The sequence below is a fragment of the Frankia sp. AgB1.9 genome, assembly GCF_016786355.1.
Taxonomy (GTDB): domain Bacteria; phylum Actinomycetota; class Actinomycetes; order Frankiales; family Frankiaceae; genus Pseudofrankia.
In genome coordinates this window covers 76,704-94,512 of the sequence record NZ_JADWYX010000026.1, presented here as the reverse complement: position 1 = coordinate 94,512, position 17,809 = coordinate 76,704, and the positions used below count along the sequence as shown (strand labels likewise).

The window sequence follows — 17,809 nt, the reverse complement described above, 5'->3', positions numbered from 1 at the left end:
GTCGAGGCTCGGCATCGCCAGCGGACGGCCGGACGCGGGCGAGAGGATGTTGTTGCTGGACAGCATCAGGATCCGGGGCACGGCCAGCCCCCCCCCGGCCCCCCGCAGCGGGGGGGCGGGGCAGACTCGCGCCGTCGCGACGACCACACCAACACCCAGCGCGAGCAGGAAGGACAGCGCGGTGAGCTGGAGGGTCGTCGACAGTCCCGACCCGAATACGTCCAGGTGGTCCAGGACGACGTTCACGGTGGGCTCCGAACGGGCCGGGTGCGGCGGTCAGGCCACGTAGCGGTCGATGGTCGGAGTGGCGGGGACCGTGGTTGCCACAGTGCCGACAGTCGAGTGGAAGGCGCTCGCCCAGTCGCCGTTCTGGTAGGCCTCATCGAGGGTGTCGTTGAGGAAGGCGCGGAAGCCGTCGTCGCCCTTGGTCAGGCCGATTCCGTACGGCTCCGAGGTGAACGCCGTGCCGACGAGCTTCAGGGCGTCCTTGTGCTGCGACACCAGGCCGAGCAGGACGACGTTGTCCGTGGTGACCGCGTCGACCCGGCCGTCGAGGAGCTGCTCGGCGCACGAGCTGTAGGTGTCCACGAGAACGACGCTGGCACCGGGCGCCTTCGCCCGCAGGTTCTTCTCCGACGTGGAGCCCTCGACGGTGCAGACCTTCTTGCCGTTCAGGTCCGTGACGCCGTGGACCGTGGTGTCGCCGGTCTTGACCATGATGTCCTGGCCGGCGGTGTAGTACGGCCCGGCGAAGTCGACGAGCTTCTTGCGCGCGTCGTTGATCGTGTAGGTGGCGACGACGACGTCGACCTTGCCCTGCTGGATGAACGGCTCCCGGTTCTTCGAGACCGTCTCGACGAACTTCACCTTGTCCGGGCTGCCGAAGATGCGGATCGACAGCAGTCGCGCGATCTCGGTGTCGAAACCCTCGACCTTCCCGGTCGTCGGGTTCTGCAGCCCGAAGAGCGGCTGGTCGAACTTGGTGCCGACGATGAGCTCACCCCGCTGCCGGATCCTGTCCAGGGTGGCGCTGGCCGGGAATGCGGTCGCCTGGGTCATCTTGTAGCCGCTGGTCGCCTTGGCGGTGCCGGCGGGGGCCGCTCCAGGGCCCGGGTCGCTACCGCCGCCGCACGCGGCGAACGTCAGCGCGATCACGGCGGCGAGGCCGACCGTTACGGCCGCCGCAGGCGCCGACCGGCGAGTCCATCTGAACATGGTGTTCCCCTCTTCTGCTGTCTCCCCGCGCGGGCTCGTGGCCGGCGAGAGACTTGTCGGGAGGCATTTCGGCTTGCCGGGGGACCGGCAATACCCGCGCCGCACCCGGCGGGCGACGGCGCGGTTGTCAGTAACGCGGTTGTCAGTAACGTGGCTTTCCGCGGTGCGGTTTCAGCGGCGCGGTCGTCAGTGGCGCGATTGTCAGTGGCTGAGCACCTTGCCGAGGAAATCCCTGGCGCGTTCGGACCGCGGGTTCGCGAAGAACTCCGCCGGCGGTGCCGTCTCGACGATCCGGCCGTCGTCCATGAAGACCACCCGGTTCGCGACGGTGCGGGCGAACCCCATCTCGTGGGTGACGACGACCATCGTCATGCCGGACGCGGCGAGCTCGCGCATCACGTCGAGGACCTCGTTGATCATCTCCGGGTCGAGGGCCGACGTGGGCTCGTCGAACAGCATGACCTTGGGCTCCATCGCGAGCGCCCTGGCGATCGCGGCCCGCTGCTGCTGGCCGCCCGACAGCTCCGCTGGGAGCTGGTGGGCCTTGTCCGCGATGCCCACCCGGTCGAGCAGCTCACGCGCCGTGGCCTCGGCCTGCCCACGCGGGATGCGGCGGACCTTGATGGGTGCCAGCGTGACGTTGTCGAGCACGCTGCGATGGTTGAACAGGTTGAAGGACTGGAAGACCATGCCCACCTGCGCCCTCAGCCGGGCCAGCGCCCTGCCCTCCTGCGGCAGCGGGACGCCGTCGATGGTGATGCTGCCGGAGCTGATCACCTCGATCCGGTTGATGCAGCGGCACAGCGTCGACTTCCCGGCCCCGGACGGCCCGATGATCACGACGACCTCGCCGCGGTCGACGGTCAGATCGACGTCCCGGAGGACCTGGTGGGCGCCGAACGACTTGCACACCTTGTTCAGCACGATGACCGGCTGGCCGGTCGGGACCGGCGGCGCCGGCGCCGGTGCTGCCAGGGACATAACTACCTGAATCTCCTTTCTGAATGGCGTTCGAGGGTGGCAGCCGCAGGTGGTATCGGTCTTAGACGATGGTCCAGGCGTAGTAGGCGTACACCGCGCCAACCTTCAGGTTGTCGTACATCTCCAGGCCGAAGCCGTTGTAGTAGGGGCTGGTGATGTACACGGTCCCATCGCCCACGAGCCCCCAGTTCCAGTTGAAGTCGTCTCCCGGACCGCATGGCCGCTGCGTGACGAGCAGGAGGGAATTGCTGCCATCCGGAACCAGGCACAGATTTCCATGCACGATGTGGTAGGTGCCGGGCACGGATCCGGCGGTCAGGTAAAATTTCTGGGCGGCGGTCTGGTTGCAGGAGTACACCTGGTACTGAACGGAGGTACTGGTGCCGTTTGCCGGGTCATCGAGGCAGCCGTAGTTGCCGACGCGCTTGAGGCCGAAGAGGGCAGGCCCGCCAGAGCCTCCGCCAGAGCCTCCGCCAGAGCCCCCGCCAGGGTCGACGATGATGGCGCTCGCCGGACCGGCGGCGGCGATTCCGCCAGCCGCCAGACACAACGTGGCCGAGACCAGAAATGCCAACCAGGCGAACGGACGACGACGCGCGCGGCCGGGTGCCACACCGGCGCGAGCTGACCAGGATCTCATGAAGACAAACACCTCACTGTAGGCCCGCGAGAAGGCCGGAAACCGTCCCGTCGACGCGGGCTGTTCCCCGCCCGCCTGCCTTTCGTTCCGCCAGAGAAAGCCGTTTTCCAGGCGATCGAGACGCCCTCGGCTACCTCTTTCGAATGCCGCAGAGCTTCGCGCGGGAAGGATCGGGGAAATAGTTCCTGATGATCAAGTAGCCTGCGTCATCCAAGGCTAGCGCGCCCGGGCGACGTATCGGCGCAGGTATCTACCAGGGATGGCGTCACCTAGCGGACAGCCTTCTTACCGTTTCTTTTCTCCTTGACAGTTCTTTACCACTGACGCCTTGTGGCACCCAATTGGGCGGTCGCGATCGCGGAACGGGCTGGTTTCCTGAATGCAATCGTTCGCCGCGGCTGGCGGCTGGCGGCTGGCGGCTGGTCAGGCGGGTCGGCGGGGTCCAGTCCCGCGACCGCCAACCGTCGGCCCGTCACCTTGATCGCTGTTTTCGCCCTCTAGTGGCTACGAAACAGCACCGGATACGACCACTGGAGGGGCGAAACGGCGATCATGGAACGCCGAAACGGGCGAACCCTGCCGGAGGCGGGGTTTAGGCCACGGTCGCGACGGCCCCAGCTGCGGCCCCAGCCCCAGCCCCAGCCGCGGCTGAGACTGGGGCTGGCGGTTACCTGGCCGACCGAGCCGACGCTGGACTCCCGCCGCCGCGGTGGCACGGCTCCCGAACCCTCCGCTCCTCGAGCCTCTGCCCCGATGTCCGTCCGCGGCCACTCGAGGTTCGCCTGTGCTCTCGCCGGAGATATCTAGCGGTTTCCGCTGGTGGACGAGCGACTCGGCGGTCGTGACGACCGCCGCCGGGTCGTAGAGGTCCAGACCTACGTCCTCGAACGCCTCGGTGTCTGTCGCGGAGACTCCGTGCCCTCTTGCTGGTGGCGTTGCACCACGACCGGCTTTGTGGCCCCATGATCACTCCACGTGGGCGGCCGGACGCCGTTGCGCCGCGCTGGCGCTGGTGCTAGATATGTGTAGAGATTTTGGGAGGGACGCGGCGGGGTCGGGTCGACGTGCCCGCGGCGGCCACCGGCCGTCACGGCGGGGGAGCGGCGGCCCGTGCTGTCCGCCTCGAACTGACCCGGCGACCTGAGCCGGCGCACGCCTCGCTTGCGTCCTCGGCCCCGACGTCGGCGCCGCGCTCGGGCCGTCGCTGGCCGAGGGCGGCAGCCCAGTCGGTGGAGCCGCGTCGTGGGCGTCCCAGGTCTCACCACTGATGACAAAGGGGACGTAATGATCCTTAGGCGCCGAACAATAGTGGGAGCCGCGTGCCTCACCGCCGCGGTGACGCTCTTAGCCGTCGGCTGTGGCTCGTCGGGGTCGGGCGGTGGCACGAACGCCGCTGGCAGTGGCTCTGACCAGACGGTCACGATCGGTGTGCTCACCGACGTGACGGGACCCGCGGCGTCGGGAAACAAGACCTTCGTCGACGGCGTGAAGGCGGGTACGTACTACGCCTCCCGCAACGGATACAAGATCAAGTACGTGGTCGCCGACACGGCCACCAACCCGACGACCGCGCTGGCCGCCGCGCAGAAGCTCGTCACCCAGGACCACGTGCTGGCGGTGCTGGCCGAGTCCTCCATCCTCTTCACCACGACCAACTACCTGACCGCGCACAACGTCCCGGTCATCGGGGTCAGCCAGGACGGCCCGGAGTGGTCGACCGCGAAGAACATGTTCTCGGTCGCCGGCCCGCTGCAGCAGACCAAGGTGTCGACGACCATCGGCGAGCTGCTGAAGCTGGTGGGCGTGACCAACCTGGCCTCGCTCGGCTACGGCGTCTCACCGATCTCGTCCGAGTCCGCGGCCTCCGGCGCGCTGTCCGCTGAGGTCGCGGGCATCAAGGTCGGCTACCTGAACGCCAAGTTCCCCTTCGGCAGCACCGACGTCGGCCCTGAGGTGCTGGCCATGAAGAACGCCGGGATCAACGGGCTCTGGGCGTCGGTCGACCCGAACACGGGCTTCGCGCTGATCAGCGGCCTGCGCGACCAGGGCGTGGACCTCAAGGGCGTGCTGCTGCCGACCGGCTACGGCGGTGACATTCTTCAGGCTGGCCAGGGCGCGCTCCAGGATGCCCAGGGCGTTTACTTCACGCTCGGGTACGAGCCCGTCGAGATGCAGACCGCGGCGACCAAGCAGCTGCAGGCCGACTTCGCGAGCGCCCACATCACCCTGGCGCCGACCTACGCGTCCTACACCGGCTACGTCGCGACCGGACTTCTCGTCCGCGCATTGAAGGACGCCGGCTCCGGTGCCACCCAGGCCTCGCTGATCAAGGCCCTGTCGAACGTCCACGACTGGGACGCGATGGGCCTGTTCGGCGGCCACAAGGCGGACATCAACGACCGGGTGAACATCGTGAACGGCGCCGACAACTGCTGGTGGCTGACCAAGCTCGAGGGCGACAAGTTCACCCTCGTCCCCGGCGGCGATCCCGTCTGCGGCAAGCTGGTCCCCGGTAAGACCGTCGCCCCCGCGTCCTGACGGACGGACCGGGCGCCCCGGCGTTTGGCGCGGCCCGTTCACTGCCTCCTCGGCGGTGGGCGGGCCGTCGCCGCGCCGGCGTCACCCGACGCGGACCACGTCCGGGAGCTGGTAGACGGCGAACGGCGCGCGAATGACCGGCAGGGCGACGTTGCGCACCGCGGTGCCGGCGGGCGTCAGGCCCACCTCGATTCCGTAGTGCGCGTGGCCGTGCACGGCCAGCGTCACCGGGCGACGCCCGGCGTCCTCCGGCCCGGCCACCGCCCCGGCGGCCGGTGCTCCGTCGATCGCGGCACCAAGCAGGTCGCTTCCCAGGAACGGGTACAGCTCCAGCGGCTCGCCCTTGAGGGTTTCCGGGGTTGGCGCGAAATGCGTGAGCGCCACCCGCAGGTCGACGTCAAGCCGCTCCAGCGCGTCTCGCAACTCCCGCGCGGCCGTCACGGTGCGCTGGGCGAACGCCGTCAGCTCCCTTTCGCCAGGCTCGGTGACCGTGCCGCCGGCGAATCCTCCGCCGGATCCCTTCACGCCGGCGATCCCGATCTGCCCGCCGGCGGTGTCGACGACCATCGACGTGCCCTCCAGCACCGTCAGGCCGGCGCCGGTCAGCATCTCGGCGAGAGCCGTCTCCTCGCCGTGGTCGTAGTCGTGGTTTCCCAGGACCGCGACGACAGGCAGGTCCAGCCCACCGAACAGCGCGCAGAGCGTCGCGGCGGATTCGCTGGTGCCGTCGTTGGTGAGGTCGCCGGCGAGGAGGAGGACGTCCGCGACCTCGGCCGCGCGTTGATAGAACGACCGGAGCCGGGCTGGTGGGGCCTTGGCGGTGACGTGCAGGTCTCCAACTGCTGCGACACGGACCATGGCACCATCATCCTCGCCGCCTTCGCCCGGCCGCCCGGCCCGTCGGGCTCAGGTTCCTCGGGCGACTTCCAGGTTTGTCAATCTTTGTGGATCTTCATACGCTGCCGGTATGACCGCGCCGGCTGACCAGCCCCGACGCACCCAGGCCGAACGGCGCGCGGCGTCGGAGGCGGCGCTGCTGCGGGCGGCGGCCGAGCTCATCGCCGAGGCGGGCATCGAGCGGACCTCGCTGCGCGGCGTCGGCGAACGCGCCGGGATCAGCCGGGCGATGCCGGCCTACCACTTCGGTTCAAAGGACGGCCTGGTCAGCAGCCTGATCGACCACGCCTACGGCCGGACCTTCGACGCGACGATGCTGGCCCTGGGCCGCGCCGGAGACGACGCCGAGCGGCTGCCCAAGCTGGACGGGCTACGCGCGATCATCGACACGTTCCTTGAGATCGTCATCTCGGGCCAGAGCATCGAGGAGCGCGCCGTCCTCGTCATGTGGGGCGCCACCTTTCCCACCAGCTCCAACGTCCCCGCGATGACCGAGGCCGACGCGGCCACCCACCAGCTCCTGGCGCGCCTCATCCGCGAAGCACAGCAGGAAGGCTCGATCCGGTCGGGCGTCGACGCCGATGCCGCCTCGCTCCTTGTCATGGGCATGGCCCGGGGCGTCGCCGCGCTGTCCCTGTCCCACCCCGACGCCGCCGACCCCGCCCGGATTCGCGACCTGTGCGGGCAGGCCATCACTGCCGTCCTGGGCAACACCGAGGCGGCCGCAGGCTGACCGTGCCGGCCGGGGCGGTCCGTCGTGGGCTGGTCGCGGTTCGTGGCCTCGCGGGTGGGTAGTCCCCGCCTCGGGGTGTGGGATGGCGAGGTACCCGACTCTGCTGGGGCCTAAGGCCCAGGTAGGCGAGCCGCGCGTGCCCGTCGTGGATCTTCTTGACATGGCACGGCGGCGGCTGCGGCTCGATCTGGCCTGCCTGGGTCGGCTCGACGGGGACCTGCTGGTCGTCCACGAGACCAGCGGGGACCCCAGCCTGTTCGGGCTGGCCCCGGGCAGCAGCGTGCGCCGCGAGCGGGGCCTGTTCGGCCGGGTGCTGACCGGGGCGATCCCGCCGGTGATCTCGGACGCGCGCCAGGACCCGCGGACGGCCGACGCCGCCTCCGTCCGTGACCTTGACGTCGGCGCCTACGCGGCGTCACCGGTCCTGGACGCTCAAGGCAACGTGTACGGCCTGGTAGGCGGCATGAACCGTGGGGCGTGCCCGTCCCTCGGGCCGGGCGACGGCCGGTTCTTCCGTCAGCTCGCGGACTTCCTCTCCGGCTATGTGGCCGCCCTCGACGGTGCCTGGGCGGATCGTGGCAGATCGTGGTGCCGCGTCCATGACCTCATCGACAGCGGCGGCCCGCAGATCCACCTGCAGCCCATCGTCGATCTGTGCTCCGGCCGGACCGTCGCGGTCGAGGCGCTGGCCCGGTTCGCGGGCGCCGTCCGGCCTGGCCCGCTGTTCGCCGAGGCCACGCTGGTCGGCCTCGGCCCCGAGCTCGAGACCGCCGCCATCCGCCGCGCCCTCGCGCTGCTGGCCGACCTACCGCCCGGGGTGCGCCTCGAGGTGAACGCCGCGCCTTCCACCGTCACCCGTGGCCTGGTCGACGTCCTGCTGTCCACCGACGCGCCGCACCGCCTCGCCCTGGAGATCACCGAACACGAGCGGATCGGCGAGGACCATGACCTGCTCGGTGCCATCCAGACCCTGCGCGGCCACGGCGTCGACATCGTCATCGACGATCTGGGGACCGGCCACGCCGGCCTGGACCTCCTGCTCCGGCTACGCCCGGACGTGATCAAACTCGACCGGTTCCTCGTGCGCGGCATGGCCGTCGACCGCGCGCACCGGGCCGTCACCGAGAGCATCACCTCCATCGGCCACAGCCTCGGCGCCCGGGTCGTCGCCGAGGGCATCGAGACCCCCGCCGAGCTCGCCGCCGCCCGCGCGGCCGGCATCGACTACGGCCAGGGATTCCTGCTCGGCGTCCCCACACCCGACGTCCGCACCGCCTGCCATCCGACGCTCCCGGCAGCCGGGCTCCGCGCGGCCGGCCGGGCTGGCGCGCAGCCGCGACCGGGCCGAGCGCGCTGGTCGCGCCCGCACCAGCCCCGACCTGCCGTGGCTGAGTAGGTGGTCACCGTGACTCCGGAGGAACAATCGGACCTTTTCGAGCTCCTCGATATCGCGATCGTCGAGACGGGCGTGCGGGATCACCGCCTGCGCCGGGCCAACGAGCCCACCCGGGCCCTCTTCGGGATCGCGCCGGGTGAGATCGACCGTTGGACCTGGGAGGACGCGACCGTCCCGGGAGAGCTGGAGCGGCGGAACGAGCAGGCCCGCCTGCGCGCCGCGAGCGGCCCCGACCGGTTTCGCCGAGTGGTCCGCCTGGTGCGGCCGGACCACTCGGTGATCCATGCGGTGGCGACGACCGTGCTGCGGACCGACGCCGACGGTGAGCAGTGTTTCCTCACGCACCTGCAGGACGTGTCCGAGGAGATAGCGGCGCACGACCGGCTGCGCCTCGTCGTGGAGAACACTCCGGTGTCGATGTTTCTGGTGGGCCAGGACGGGCGGGTCCTGGTGCGGGAGGGGACCGCGGTCCCGCAGGCGTCGGCCGTCCTGGAGGAGGCCCGAGACGCGTCGGTCTTCACCACGTTCGCCGATTCTCCCCAGGTGACCTCCGTCCTGCGTAGAGCGCTGGCCGGGGAACGGGTCCAAGAGGTGATCGAGATCTTCGACCGGTGCCTGGAGGTCCATCTCGTGCCGATTCGAGGCACCGACGGGGCGGTGAGCTCCGTGGCCGCGGTGGCCACCGACATCACCGAACGGGAGCAGGCGCTGGCGAGTCTGCGGCTGCGGACGGCCGAACTCGCGGCGGTGGCTGACCTTGGCCAGCGGGCGTTGGAGGCACGGGACGCGGCACCCCTGTGGAAGCGCGCGGTTGCGGTGATCGGCGACCGGCTGCAGGCCGACCTGGTGGAGATGTACGAGCTGAACGCTGACGGGAACCGGGCGCGGCTGCTGGCTCGCGCGGATCGTCGCGAACGACCCACGGCCACGCCCACCGGAACGTCGCCGTCCGGGGGCGAACGCGCCGCTTGTTCGCCGGCCGCGACGATGGCCGCCGAGGCCGAGCAGGCCGGCGTTCTGTTGACCGCCTCGGTCGGGCGACCAAAAGCGCCGGTGGCGAAGATCGAGGTGCGCCGGGCGCCTGGCGCGGCCCCGTTCACCGACCAGGAAGCCGGGTTGGTCCGTTCCGTGGCCGCGGTGCTCGGTTCCGCGGCGTTGCGGTTCCGGATGGAGGCCGAGATCCGCCACCGGTCGCTGCACGACGGTCTCACCGGGCTGCCGAACCGCACCGCGCTGCTCGACCGTCTGGCACGGGCGCTGCGCCGGGCTCGCCGGGACGGTCGCCGCATCGGGGTGCTCTTCATCGACCTTGACCAGTTCAAAACGATCAATGACACGCTCGGCCACCAGGCCGGCGACGCGCTGCTCCGGGAGACCGCGGCCCGGCTGAGCGCGGCCGTGCGACCCGGCGACGTCGTCGGGCGGCTGGCCGGAGACGAGTTCGCGGTGGTGTGCGGCAACATCGAGCGAATCGCGGACCTTGAGGCGATCGCCGACCGCGCGCTCGCCGCGCTGAGACCACCGTTCCTGCAGGGCGATCGGTTGATCGGGTCGACCGCGAGCGTCGGGTTGGCTGTCTCCAGCCCGGAGCTCCGGGACGGCGAGACGTTGCTGAACGCCGCCGACCTCGCCATGTACGTGGCGAAACGCGGCGGCCCCGGGCGACGCGCGTCTTACCAGGGAGCTCCGGGCTCTCGCGGCACGGCTGGCAGAGCGGCCGACGAGTAAGGCCGCGGCGCCCAGCCGCGCGAGCCGGCTCACCCGCCCGCGGGGAGGGCCTGGTTCGCCTCGTCGAGCGGGCGAGGGGGGCCGTAGTACGACCCGGTGCCCAGGTGGCAGCCGGCGGCGGCGAGTTCCCGTGCCTGGGCGCGGTCGCCGATCCCGGTGGTGGCGACGGTCAGGTCGAGCTGGGCGGCGGCGGCGAGGACGGCGTCGCGGATCCGGCGGGTACGTTGCGCGGCCGGGGTTTGCGCGCCGGGAGTTGGGTCGACGTCGGTGAGGTCGCGGTCGAGCCTGATGATCTCGATCGGCAGGGTGCGCCAGGCGGCGAAGGTGCTGGCCCGGCCGCCGACTCCGTCGAGAGCGAGCCGGACTCCCCGGCCGGCGAGGCGGCGCAGCACAGGCGCCGCGGCGTCGAGGTCGGAGACACCGCAGGTCTCGGACAGCCGCAGGATGATCGTCTGTGGTGGCAGGTCATGGTGGGCCAGGAGATCCGCGACCTCGGCGACGGTTGTTCCTTCGAGGTCGCGGCGGACGGGAACGCTGACGAATGCCGGCCTGCCGCGCAGGCGTGGACTCTGCGCCGCGACATCGCGGCAGACTCGTCGCAGGACGAGGCCGACGAGTGGCACCGTCAGACCGGCCTCGTCGGCGAGCCGGGCCAGCAGATCGGGCGGGTTCTCCGTGAGCAGCCGATGACTCCAGTGCGGCACGGCGTCCAGGGCCGAGACGCCGCCGGTGCGCAGGTCGACCACCGGCTGGTAGTGGACGGTGATGGTTCCGTAGCGCTCGTCGCCGCCCAGCGCGTACGCCAGGGCCGCGCGGGTCTGCGGGGCTGACTCGTGGGTGGACAGGTCGGGTCGGTAGACGACCAGTCCGCCCTTGCCCTCGCGCTTCGCCGCGTACATGGCGAGGTCGGCCTCCCGCAGCAGGGCGTCGGCGGCCGGCGGGCTGTGCGCGTCGGCGAGGACGAGTCCAAGGCTGGCGCCGACCGGTTGGGGGTGCCCCCCCAGCAGGGTCGGGGCGCGGATCGTCTCGGCCAGGCGCTGGCACGCGGCCTCCGGATCACCGTGATCGTCCTCGAGGAGGATCGCGAACTCGTCACCGCCGAGCCGGGCGATGGTGTCACCCGGCCGGACGCCGGCCCGCAGCCGCGCCGCGGTGGTCGTCAGAAGACGGTCGCCGGCCGCATGGCCAAGCGTGTCGTTGACCCGTTTGAAGTCGTCGAGGTCGCAGTACACCAGCGCGAAGGGCCGGCTCTCCCGGAACGCGAGCGCGTGCTGCAGCCGGTCGGCGAACAGCGCCCGGTTCGCCAACCCGGTGAGTGGATCGTGCAACGCCTGGTAGCGCAGCTCCTGCCGGCTTGCCTCGACGGAGGCGAGCAGGACGGTGTTCTCGCCCAGCGTCATCAGCTGCCGGGCCAGTGCGATGAGCAGCAGACTGATCAGGCCGACCCACTCGACGCGGTCCACGGCGCCGTTTGCGATCAACTGGCTCACCAGCAGGACACCGGCCACTCCGAGTGCCAGATACGGCAGCGCGGCCCGCAGCCAGAGGACCCGCGGCCCGCCGCGGCGCCGGACCGAGGCGGGCGACCCGGGGACCGGCACCAGGCCGGCGAGCAGGAGTAACAGCCAGCCGGTGGCGGCGATGACGTCCACCAGCGGAGGGATGGCACCGCCGCCCTCGGCCGCGACGCTGAGGTAGAAGGCCGTGGACACCATCATCACGCCCAGACCGGCGCCGAGCAGGGCCAGCGCGAGGCCTGACCGCGGCTGCCGGAACGTCGCCAGCAGCAGTACGGCCGCCATCAGGATCAGGTAGCCGACGACGGTCCCGGTGTTGGACACGAGGCCGGAGGTGTCGATCGGCCGCAACCGGATCGCCGGTTCCAGGACCGTCGCCCAGGCAATCAGGAAAACCGAGCCGACGACCACCAGACTGTCCAACGCGATGATCGCGTACCAGTAGTAGCCGTCGCGCCCCACGCCAAACCCGGCGTCCCCGACCTCGAGCGGATCGGTGGGAAAGGCGAGGACCCCCGCCAGGTACGCCACGAAGATCAGCAGAAAGCTGCTCGCCGCCCAGGGCACATGCGGTGCGACGACCGCGCCGTGCCCGAAGATCCAGCGGAGATGCCAGCCGGATACCAGGACGGTCGGGATCGTCGCGATTCCGATGATCAGTCGCCATCGCCGGTCTGCACCCTGGGCACGCCGGCCCGTCCACACCAGGCACACCACCACGGCGAGGCAGGCGGCAGCGGCCGCGCAGCTGGACAGTTGCGCTCCGGCCGCCGACGGAAGCAGCAGCGCGCACACGGCCACGACCGCCAGGTAGGCCACGCAGGCGACAGCCGCGACGCGCACCGTCCGACGCCCGTCGATCATCCGGGCGCACCTCGTCGATGCATCGGGCACCACCCCCTGCCTGCCGGCGAGCGCTCCTACAGACCAACAGCTCAGTACCCGGATCGGGCTGCGGGACGCTTTCACAGGTAGCCCATGTCGGGAATCGTTCGTGGTGTCCAGGCCGGCGTTATCGTCGGAGCGTGGTGGGGGAGGGCAGAGACGCGGACGCGGCCGGGCCGCACTCGCGCGATGTGCTGCGCCGGTGGGTGCCGGTGGCGGCGCTGGTTCTGGCCGTCGTCGCCGCCGTCGCCGATCCGGGTGGTTGGGTCCGGCTCGTGGCGCTGGCCGTGCCGGTCGCGGTGTTCGCCGGGTGGGCTCGCCTGCCCCGGCTGCCGCTCGCGGTGCTGGTCGTCGGGGTGGTGGCGCCGGTGGTGGTGGTTCAGCTGGCCGGCCGCCTGGAGCCGGCGATGTTCCTCGTCTCGCTGCTCGCGGTGGTGGTGGCCCGGTGGGTGCGGCCGGCCTGGCGGGCTGGTCTGGTGTGTGGGCTGGCCGCCCTCTGCCCGGTCGTGGTGGTGCTGCTCCAGCCCGCGGGCAATCACCTCAACTGGGCCATCTGGATGGTCGGGATCGCGTTCCCGGGACTGATCGGCCGGGCCATGTACCGCCAGGATCAGCTGAGCGGTCAGCTGGAGCTGGCTCGTCGGCAGCTCGCCCGGCAGGCTCAGGCCGAGCAGCGGCGCCAGATCGCCCGGGACGTCCACGACCTGGTCGGACACGGCCTGACCGCGGTACTTCTGCAGGTCGCCGGCGCCCGTCACGTGCTGCGCCGCGACCTCGACGCGGCCGACGAGGCACTGCGCGACGCCGAGGAGGTCGGCCGGCGCAGCATGGCTGAGCTGCGCGGCACGGTGAGCCTGCTGCGCGGCCCCGGCGACGACGAGGTGACGGGCGCACTCCCGGACTTCTCCCGGCTGGCGGACCTCGTCGACGCGGTACGGGCGGACGGCCTGGCTGTCGAGTACCGGGCGAGCGGCGACCTGGCCGGCGTACCGGCGGCGGTCGGGGTGGCGCTGTACCGGATCGCGCAGGAGGCGTTGCGCAACGCGGCCCGCCATGCCCCTGAGGCCGACACGCGGGTAGCGGTGACCGTCGCCGCCGGCGCCGTGGACCTGGTGGTCGACAGTGTCGGCGTGCAGGCCCGGCCGGCCGACGCGGACCGGCCCCACTTCGGGATCATCGGGATGCGCGAACGCGCCGCCCTGATCGGCGCGGAGCTGGAGGCCGGCGCGACCACGCCTGGCTGGCGGGTGCGGTGCCGCGTCCCGGTGGGGGCGACGTGATCCGGGTCGTGATCGTCGACGACCAGGCGATCGTGCGGACCGGACTGGCCCGCATCTTCGGGGCGGAGGACGGCTTCGACGTCGTCGCCGAGTGCGCCGACGGGGCCGAGGCGGTGGCCACCGTCGCGCGGCTGCGGCCCGACCTGGTGCTCATGGACGTGCGGATGCCGCGGCTGGACGGCATCGAGGCCACCCGCCAGCTGTCCGCCGAGCCCGAGCCGCCGCCGGTGCTCGCCCTCACGACCTTCGACGAGGACGAGGTGCTGTGGGGGGTGATCGAGGCGGGCGCGCAGGGATTCGTCCTCAAGGACTCCACCGCCGAGGACCTGCTGGCCGCCGCCCGGGTCGTCGCCGCGGGCGGAGCCTGGTTCGACCCGGCGGTCGCGCCCCGGATGATGCGGGCCTACCGCGGCGCGGTCGCGTCCCAGCGACGGGAGGCGGCCCGTCTCGACCTGCTCACCGCCCGGGAACACGACGTGCTTCGGCTGCTGGCCCGTGGGCAGGTCAACGCGGAGATCGCGCAGGCTCTGCGGGTCAGTCCGGGCACGGTGAAGTCGCACATCGGCGCGATCTTCGACAAGCTCGGGGTCCGCGACCGGGCCGCCGCGATCGTCTTCGCCTTCGACCACGGCATCGTGCGGCCCGGCCAGGACTGACCGTCCTGCCCGTGGATCTCTGCCCGTGGGTGGAGAACGGGTCTGGACCGCCGGCCGATGCGCTCGGCCGGTCGAATCGGCCAGGGTGTCGGCTATGGCCGGCAACGCGTTGACCTCCACCGAATCCGACCCGCACGGCTCGGCTGACGACGGTTCGACCGACACCGGTCCGACCGTCACGGCCCAGAGCGTGACCCCGTTGGCTCGCGGCGTCCTGGTCGTCGCGGCCGGGGTGGTTGCCGCGCTGGTCGCCTTCGCCTCGCGCTACGGCTACCACCGCGACGAGCTGTACTTCCTGGCCGCCGGCCACCGCCTGGCCTGGTCCTACGACGACCAGGGACCGCTGACGCCGCTTGTCGCCCGCGCGATGGCTGGCATCGCCCCGGGTTCGCTGACCGTGCTGCGCCTGCCCTCCGCGCTGGCCGCCGGCCTGACGGTGCTGATCACCGGCCTGCTGGCCCGTGAGCTGGGCGCGCGGGGCCGGGGCCAGCTGCTGGCCGCCACGACCGCGGCCGTCGCCGTGATCGTGCTGTTCACCGGGCATACCCTGAGCACCGCCACCTTCGACCTGCTCGTCTGGACGGCGGCGACCTGGCTGGTGGTCCGGGCGCACCGCACCGGTGACGACCGGCTGTGGCTGCTGGTGGGCACGGTGCTGGGCGTCGGCCTGCTGAACAAGCCACTGCCGGCGTTCCTGGCCGCGGGGCTGGTGGTGACGATCGGGGTGATGGGGCCGCGCAGGTCGCTCGCGAGCGGCTATCTGTGGACCGGCGCTGTGATCATGATCGTGCTGTGGTCGCCCTGGCTGGTCTGGCAGGCCGGTCACGGCTGGCCCCAGCTCGCGGTGTCGCGTTCGATCGCGGCAGGCAACTCGGCCAGCTCCCAGCCCTGGTGGCAGATTCTGCCGTTCCAGGCCCTGCTCGCCGGCCCGCTGCTGGCCCCGGTGTGGATCGTCGGGCTGGCCCGGCTGCTGCGCGATCCGGCCCTGCGCCGGCTGCGCTTCCTGGCGTGGACCTACCTGCTGCTGGCCGTGGTCTTCATGGCTACCGGCGGCAAGTCGTACTACCTCGCCGGCCTGCTGCCGGTCCTGATCGCTGCCGGCGCCGTCCCCGTGGACGCCTGGCTGGATCGCGGTCGGCCGTACGTTCGACGCGCGGCTACCGCTGTCGTTGTCGCGCTCAGCGCCGTGGCCGGCCTGCTCATCGGGTTGCCGGTGCTGCCAGCCTCCGACGCGGGCCCGATCATCGCGATGAACGCGGACGTCGGCGAGACGATCGGGTGGCCCGACCTGGTGCGCACCGTGGCGGAGGTCGCCCGGCAGGTGCCGCCCGGCCGGGGATCGCCGGTCATTCTCACCAGGAACTACGGCGAGGCGGGCGCGATCGACCGGTACGGTCCGGCGCTCGGGCTTCCGGCGGCGTACAGCGGCCACAACGCGTTCGGAGACTGGGGGCCGCCGCCGGATCGCGACGGTCCGGTCGTCGCGATCGGCTTCCGGCCCAGTTCGGCCGCGCCCTTTCTCCGCGGCTGCCGGGTCGCCGCGTACGTCGACAATGCCGCCGGTATCGACAACGACGAGCGCGGCAAGCCAGTGCTGCTCTGCGACGGGCCCGTCCGCCCGTGGTCGCAGGAATGGCCGAGCCTCCGTCACCTCGGCTAGCGCCGCCTCCGCCCAACTCGGCCCGTCCCGGCCGTCCGGCCCGTGCCGCCCGTCCCCATGATCGCTGTTTCGGCCCTCTGGTGGTCGTTACCGGGTCTGTTTCGTAGCCACCAGAGGGCGAAAACAGCGATCAAGACGACGGGCGGACCTTGGCTGTCGCGGCGCTGGACCGGACAAACGGTCAGCGCTGGTTTGTGTAGGTACTGCCGGTGGCGAGGGAATGGACGCATGAACCCGTGTTGCCGATCGTCTGAACCATCGAGCTGTTACCGGAAATGACGCTGTTGCTGGCCGCCCCGCTGGCCGGAGAGTTGTTGCCGGTACCCACGGACTGGCCGTTCTGGAACATCATCAGTGTAATGCGTTCCGGCAGTAGTTCGGCCTGCTCTGCCGCCAGCTCGGCCGCACTCATTCCCGGGTGGACTTCCTCCGTCAGTTCCATTCCCCACCGTCCCCCCATTGGGTTGCGGTGAACCTCCTACCCTGGTCGTGACGGACCGCAACACGGCCGCGGGCAGGAATCTGCCGGCGGATTGCCGCGCGGGTCACATCGGTGCGCACCGGCCGACCGGGCCGGTCGACAATCGGATGGTTTGGCTACCGCACGGGACAGCTGGTCGGAGGCGGAATGAACCCGGTCGAGGTCGGCGCGACCAGTGGGACCGCGCATCCGGAGCTATCGGCGGCTGCCTGGCAGTCGGCGTCGGCGTTCGCGCTGCCGAACGAGGTCCGGGTGGACGGTGTGCCGATCCGCTACGGCGTGTCCGGTTCGGGCGAACGCGACCTGCTCCTGGTGCACGGCTACCGGGCGCACCACATGTGGTGGTACCGGCTGCTGCCGACCCTGGAGGCACGCTGGCGGGTGATCAGGCTCGACCTCAGCGGTCACGGCGACAGCGGCCACCGCGACCGATACGACGTCGATGCCTGGATCGCCGAACTGCTCGCGGTGCTCGACGCGGCCGGCTCCGCCCAGGCCCTGTTGGTCGGGCACAGCATGGGTGGCCGGATCTCGACGGTCGCTGCGGCGGAACACCCGGACCGGTTCGGCGGCCTCGTCCTGCTCGACTCGATGCTGCGGCCAGCCGGCTCGATTTCCCTGCGCGCGGGGACGCTTCCGCCCACGCGGCAGATCGTCTACCCGTCCCGGGACGCCGCCACCGCCCGGTTCCGGCTGCGGCCACCGCAGCCGCAGACTCCCGCCGACGTGATCCGCCCCGTCGCGGAGTACTCCGTGTGCCCAGCCACGAACGCCGACGGCTGGACCTGGAAGTTCGACCAGCGCGGCATTCCACCGATCGACAACGACCGGGTGGTCGCCGGCCTCACACGCATGCCGGTCCCGCTCTGGTTCGTGCGCGCCGGGCACAGTCTCGTCGTCACGGACGAGGTCGCCGCCTACGCACGCACCGCGCTGCCCGCAGCGTCGACCTTCATCACGCTGCCCGAAGCCCACCACCACTTCGTCCTCGACGCCGACGACGACTGCGTGCGCCTTCTGGAAGACCTCCACGGCGACCTGGCCGCCAGCGTCCGCCCACACGGACGAACTGCTCTCTAGTACCGCATCGACAAGGTTCGCCCCATCCCGAGGCCACCAAGATCGCCGTTTTCGCCCTCGCGTGGCTGTAACCGCGGCGTTTTTGTGACCATGCGAGGGCCGAAACGGAGATCAAGCCACCT

14 protein-coding genes and 1 pseudogene are annotated in these 17,809 nt (G+C 71.2%); 8 read left to right on the top strand and 7 right to left on the bottom strand.

The window, feature by feature from the left end:
* From I6A60_RS41550 to I6A60_RS12790, 4 genes and pseudogenes are all read right to left on the bottom strand, one after another.
* Positions 1–246, bottom strand: a pseudogene (locus I6A60_RS41550) (hypothetical protein); the annotation flags it as partial.
* Positions 247–276: 30 nt separating this feature from the next.
* Positions 277–1,215, bottom strand: a complete 939-nt coding sequence (locus tag I6A60_RS12800) for a glutamate ABC transporter substrate-binding protein (RefSeq protein WP_203023090.1) — start codon at positions 1,213–1,215, stop codon at positions 277–279.
* 201 nt (positions 1,216–1,416) lie between these two features.
* Positions 1,417–2,196, bottom strand: a complete 780-nt coding sequence (locus I6A60_RS12795; RefSeq protein ID WP_203023089.1) for an amino acid ABC transporter ATP-binding protein — start codon at positions 2,194–2,196, stop codon at positions 1,417–1,419.
* Between the two features lie 61 nt (positions 2,197–2,257).
* Positions 2,258–2,770, bottom strand: coding sequence for an RICIN domain-containing protein (locus tag I6A60_RS12790; RefSeq protein WP_238435311.1), 513 nt, complete (start codon positions 2,768–2,770; stop codon positions 2,258–2,260).
* Positions 2,771–4,120: 1,350 nt separating this feature from the next.
* Between I6A60_RS12790 and I6A60_RS12785 the strand changes: the two genes are divergently transcribed.
* Positions 4,121–5,374, top strand: coding sequence for an ABC transporter substrate-binding protein (locus I6A60_RS12785; RefSeq protein WP_203023088.1), 1,254 nt, complete (start codon positions 4,121–4,123; stop codon positions 5,372–5,374).
* 81 nt (positions 5,375–5,455) lie between these two features.
* On the opposite strand, the gene I6A60_RS12780 is transcribed toward I6A60_RS12785, so the two are convergent.
* Positions 5,456–6,232, bottom strand: a complete 777-nt coding sequence (locus I6A60_RS12780; RefSeq protein WP_203023087.1) for a metallophosphoesterase — start codon at positions 6,230–6,232, stop codon at positions 5,456–5,458.
* A gap of 109 nt (positions 6,233–6,341) precedes the next feature.
* On the opposite strand from I6A60_RS12780, the gene I6A60_RS12775 reads away from it, so the two are divergent.
* From I6A60_RS12775 to I6A60_RS12765, 3 genes are all read left to right on the top strand, one after another.
* Entirely contained in the window at positions 6,342–7,004 is a 663-nt protein-coding gene (locus I6A60_RS12775) for a TetR/AcrR family transcriptional regulator (RefSeq protein ID WP_203023086.1), read from the top strand.
* A gap of 160 nt (positions 7,005–7,164) precedes the next feature.
* On the top strand, positions 7,165–8,400 hold the full coding sequence (locus tag I6A60_RS12770) for an EAL domain-containing protein (protein WP_307873660.1): 1,236 nt from the start codon (positions 7,165–7,167) through the stop codon (positions 8,398–8,400).
* A gap of 9 nt (positions 8,401–8,409) precedes the next feature.
* Entirely contained in the window at positions 8,410–10,128 is a 1,719-nt protein-coding gene (locus tag I6A60_RS12765) for a sensor domain-containing diguanylate cyclase (RefSeq protein WP_203023084.1), read from the top strand.
* 29 nt (positions 10,129–10,157) lie between these two features.
* Here the strand turns inward: I6A60_RS12765 and I6A60_RS12760 are convergent, their stop codons facing one another.
* The gene (locus I6A60_RS12760; protein ID WP_203023083.1) at positions 10,158–12,509 is read right to left on the bottom strand and encodes a bifunctional diguanylate cyclase/phosphodiesterase; all 2,352 of its coding nucleotides are present in this window, start codon (positions 12,507–12,509) and stop codon (positions 10,158–10,160) included.
* A 161-nt stretch (positions 12,510–12,670) separates the two neighbouring features.
* Here I6A60_RS12760 and I6A60_RS43480 point away from each other — a divergent pair, with 161 nt between their 5' ends.
* The 3 genes from I6A60_RS43480 to I6A60_RS12745 all read left to right on the top strand — a co-directional run bounded on the left by I6A60_RS43480 (position 12,671) and on the right by I6A60_RS12745 (position 16,126).
* Positions 12,671–13,810, top strand: coding sequence for a sensor histidine kinase (locus I6A60_RS43480; protein ID WP_203023082.1), 1,140 nt, complete (start codon positions 12,671–12,673; stop codon positions 13,808–13,810).
* The gene (locus I6A60_RS12750) at positions 13,807–14,466 is read left to right on the top strand and encodes a response regulator transcription factor (protein WP_203023081.1); all 660 of its coding nucleotides are present in this window, start codon (positions 13,807–13,809) and stop codon (positions 14,464–14,466) included. Before I6A60_RS43480 ends, I6A60_RS12750 begins: the two co-directional genes overlap by 4 nt.
* Before the next feature lie 94 nt (positions 14,467–14,560).
* Positions 14,561–16,126 (top strand): glycosyltransferase family 39 protein, encoded by a 1,566-nt coding sequence (locus I6A60_RS12745; protein ID WP_203023080.1) that lies wholly within the window; start codon positions 14,561–14,563, stop codon positions 16,124–16,126.
* Positions 16,127–16,307: 181 nt separating this feature from the next.
* Here the strand turns inward: I6A60_RS12745 and I6A60_RS12740 are convergent, their stop codons facing one another.
* A complete protein-coding gene (locus I6A60_RS12740; RefSeq protein ID WP_203023079.1) occupies positions 16,308–16,568 on the bottom strand; it encodes a hypothetical protein in 261 nt (86 codons plus the stop codon).
* A 186-nt stretch (positions 16,569–16,754) separates the two neighbouring features.
* Here I6A60_RS12740 and I6A60_RS12735 point away from each other — a divergent pair, with 186 nt between their 5' ends.
* The gene (locus tag I6A60_RS12735) at positions 16,755–17,687 is read left to right on the top strand and encodes an alpha/beta fold hydrolase (RefSeq protein ID WP_203023078.1); all 933 of its coding nucleotides are present in this window, start codon (positions 16,755–16,757) and stop codon (positions 17,685–17,687) included.
* Positions 17,688–17,809 lie beyond the last annotated feature (122 nt).

Bases quoted from the DNA above. Each gene is read 5' to 3' on its own strand.
- I6A60_RS12785 (WP_203023088.1), top strand. From the start codon at position 4,121: ATGATCCTTAGGCGCCGAACAATAGTGGGAGCCGCGTGCCTCACCGCC.
- I6A60_RS12775 (WP_203023086.1), top strand. From the start codon at position 6,342: ATGACCGCGCCGGCTGACCAGCCCCGACGCACCCAGGCCGAACGGCGC.
- I6A60_RS12770 (WP_307873660.1), top strand. From the start codon at position 7,165: ATGGCACGGCGGCGGCTGCGGCTCGATCTGGCCTGCCTGGGTCGGCTC.
- I6A60_RS12735 (WP_203023078.1), top strand. From the start codon at position 16,755: ATGAACCCGGTCGAGGTCGGCGCGACCAGTGGGACCGCGCATCCGGAG.
- I6A60_RS12795 (WP_203023089.1), bottom strand. From the start codon at position 2,196: ATGTCCCTGGCAGCACCGGCGCCGGCGCCGCCGGTCCCGACCGGCCAG.
- I6A60_RS12800 (WP_203023090.1), bottom strand. From the start codon at position 1,215: ATGTTCAGATGGACTCGCCGGTCGGCGCCTGCGGCGGCCGTAACGGTC.
- I6A60_RS12780 (WP_203023087.1), bottom strand. From the start codon at position 6,232: ATGGTCCGTGTCGCAGCAGTTGGAGACCTGCACGTCACCGCCAAGGCC.
- I6A60_RS12740 (WP_203023079.1), bottom strand. From the start codon at position 16,568: ATGGAACTGACGGAGGAAGTCCACCCGGGAATGAGTGCGGCCGAGCTG.
- I6A60_RS12745 (WP_203023080.1), top strand. From the start codon at position 14,561: ATGGCCGGCAACGCGTTGACCTCCACCGAATCCGACCCGCACGGCTCG.
- I6A60_RS12760 (WP_203023083.1), bottom strand. From the start codon at position 12,509: ATGATCGACGGGCGTCGGACGGTGCGCGTCGCGGCTGTCGCCTGCGTG.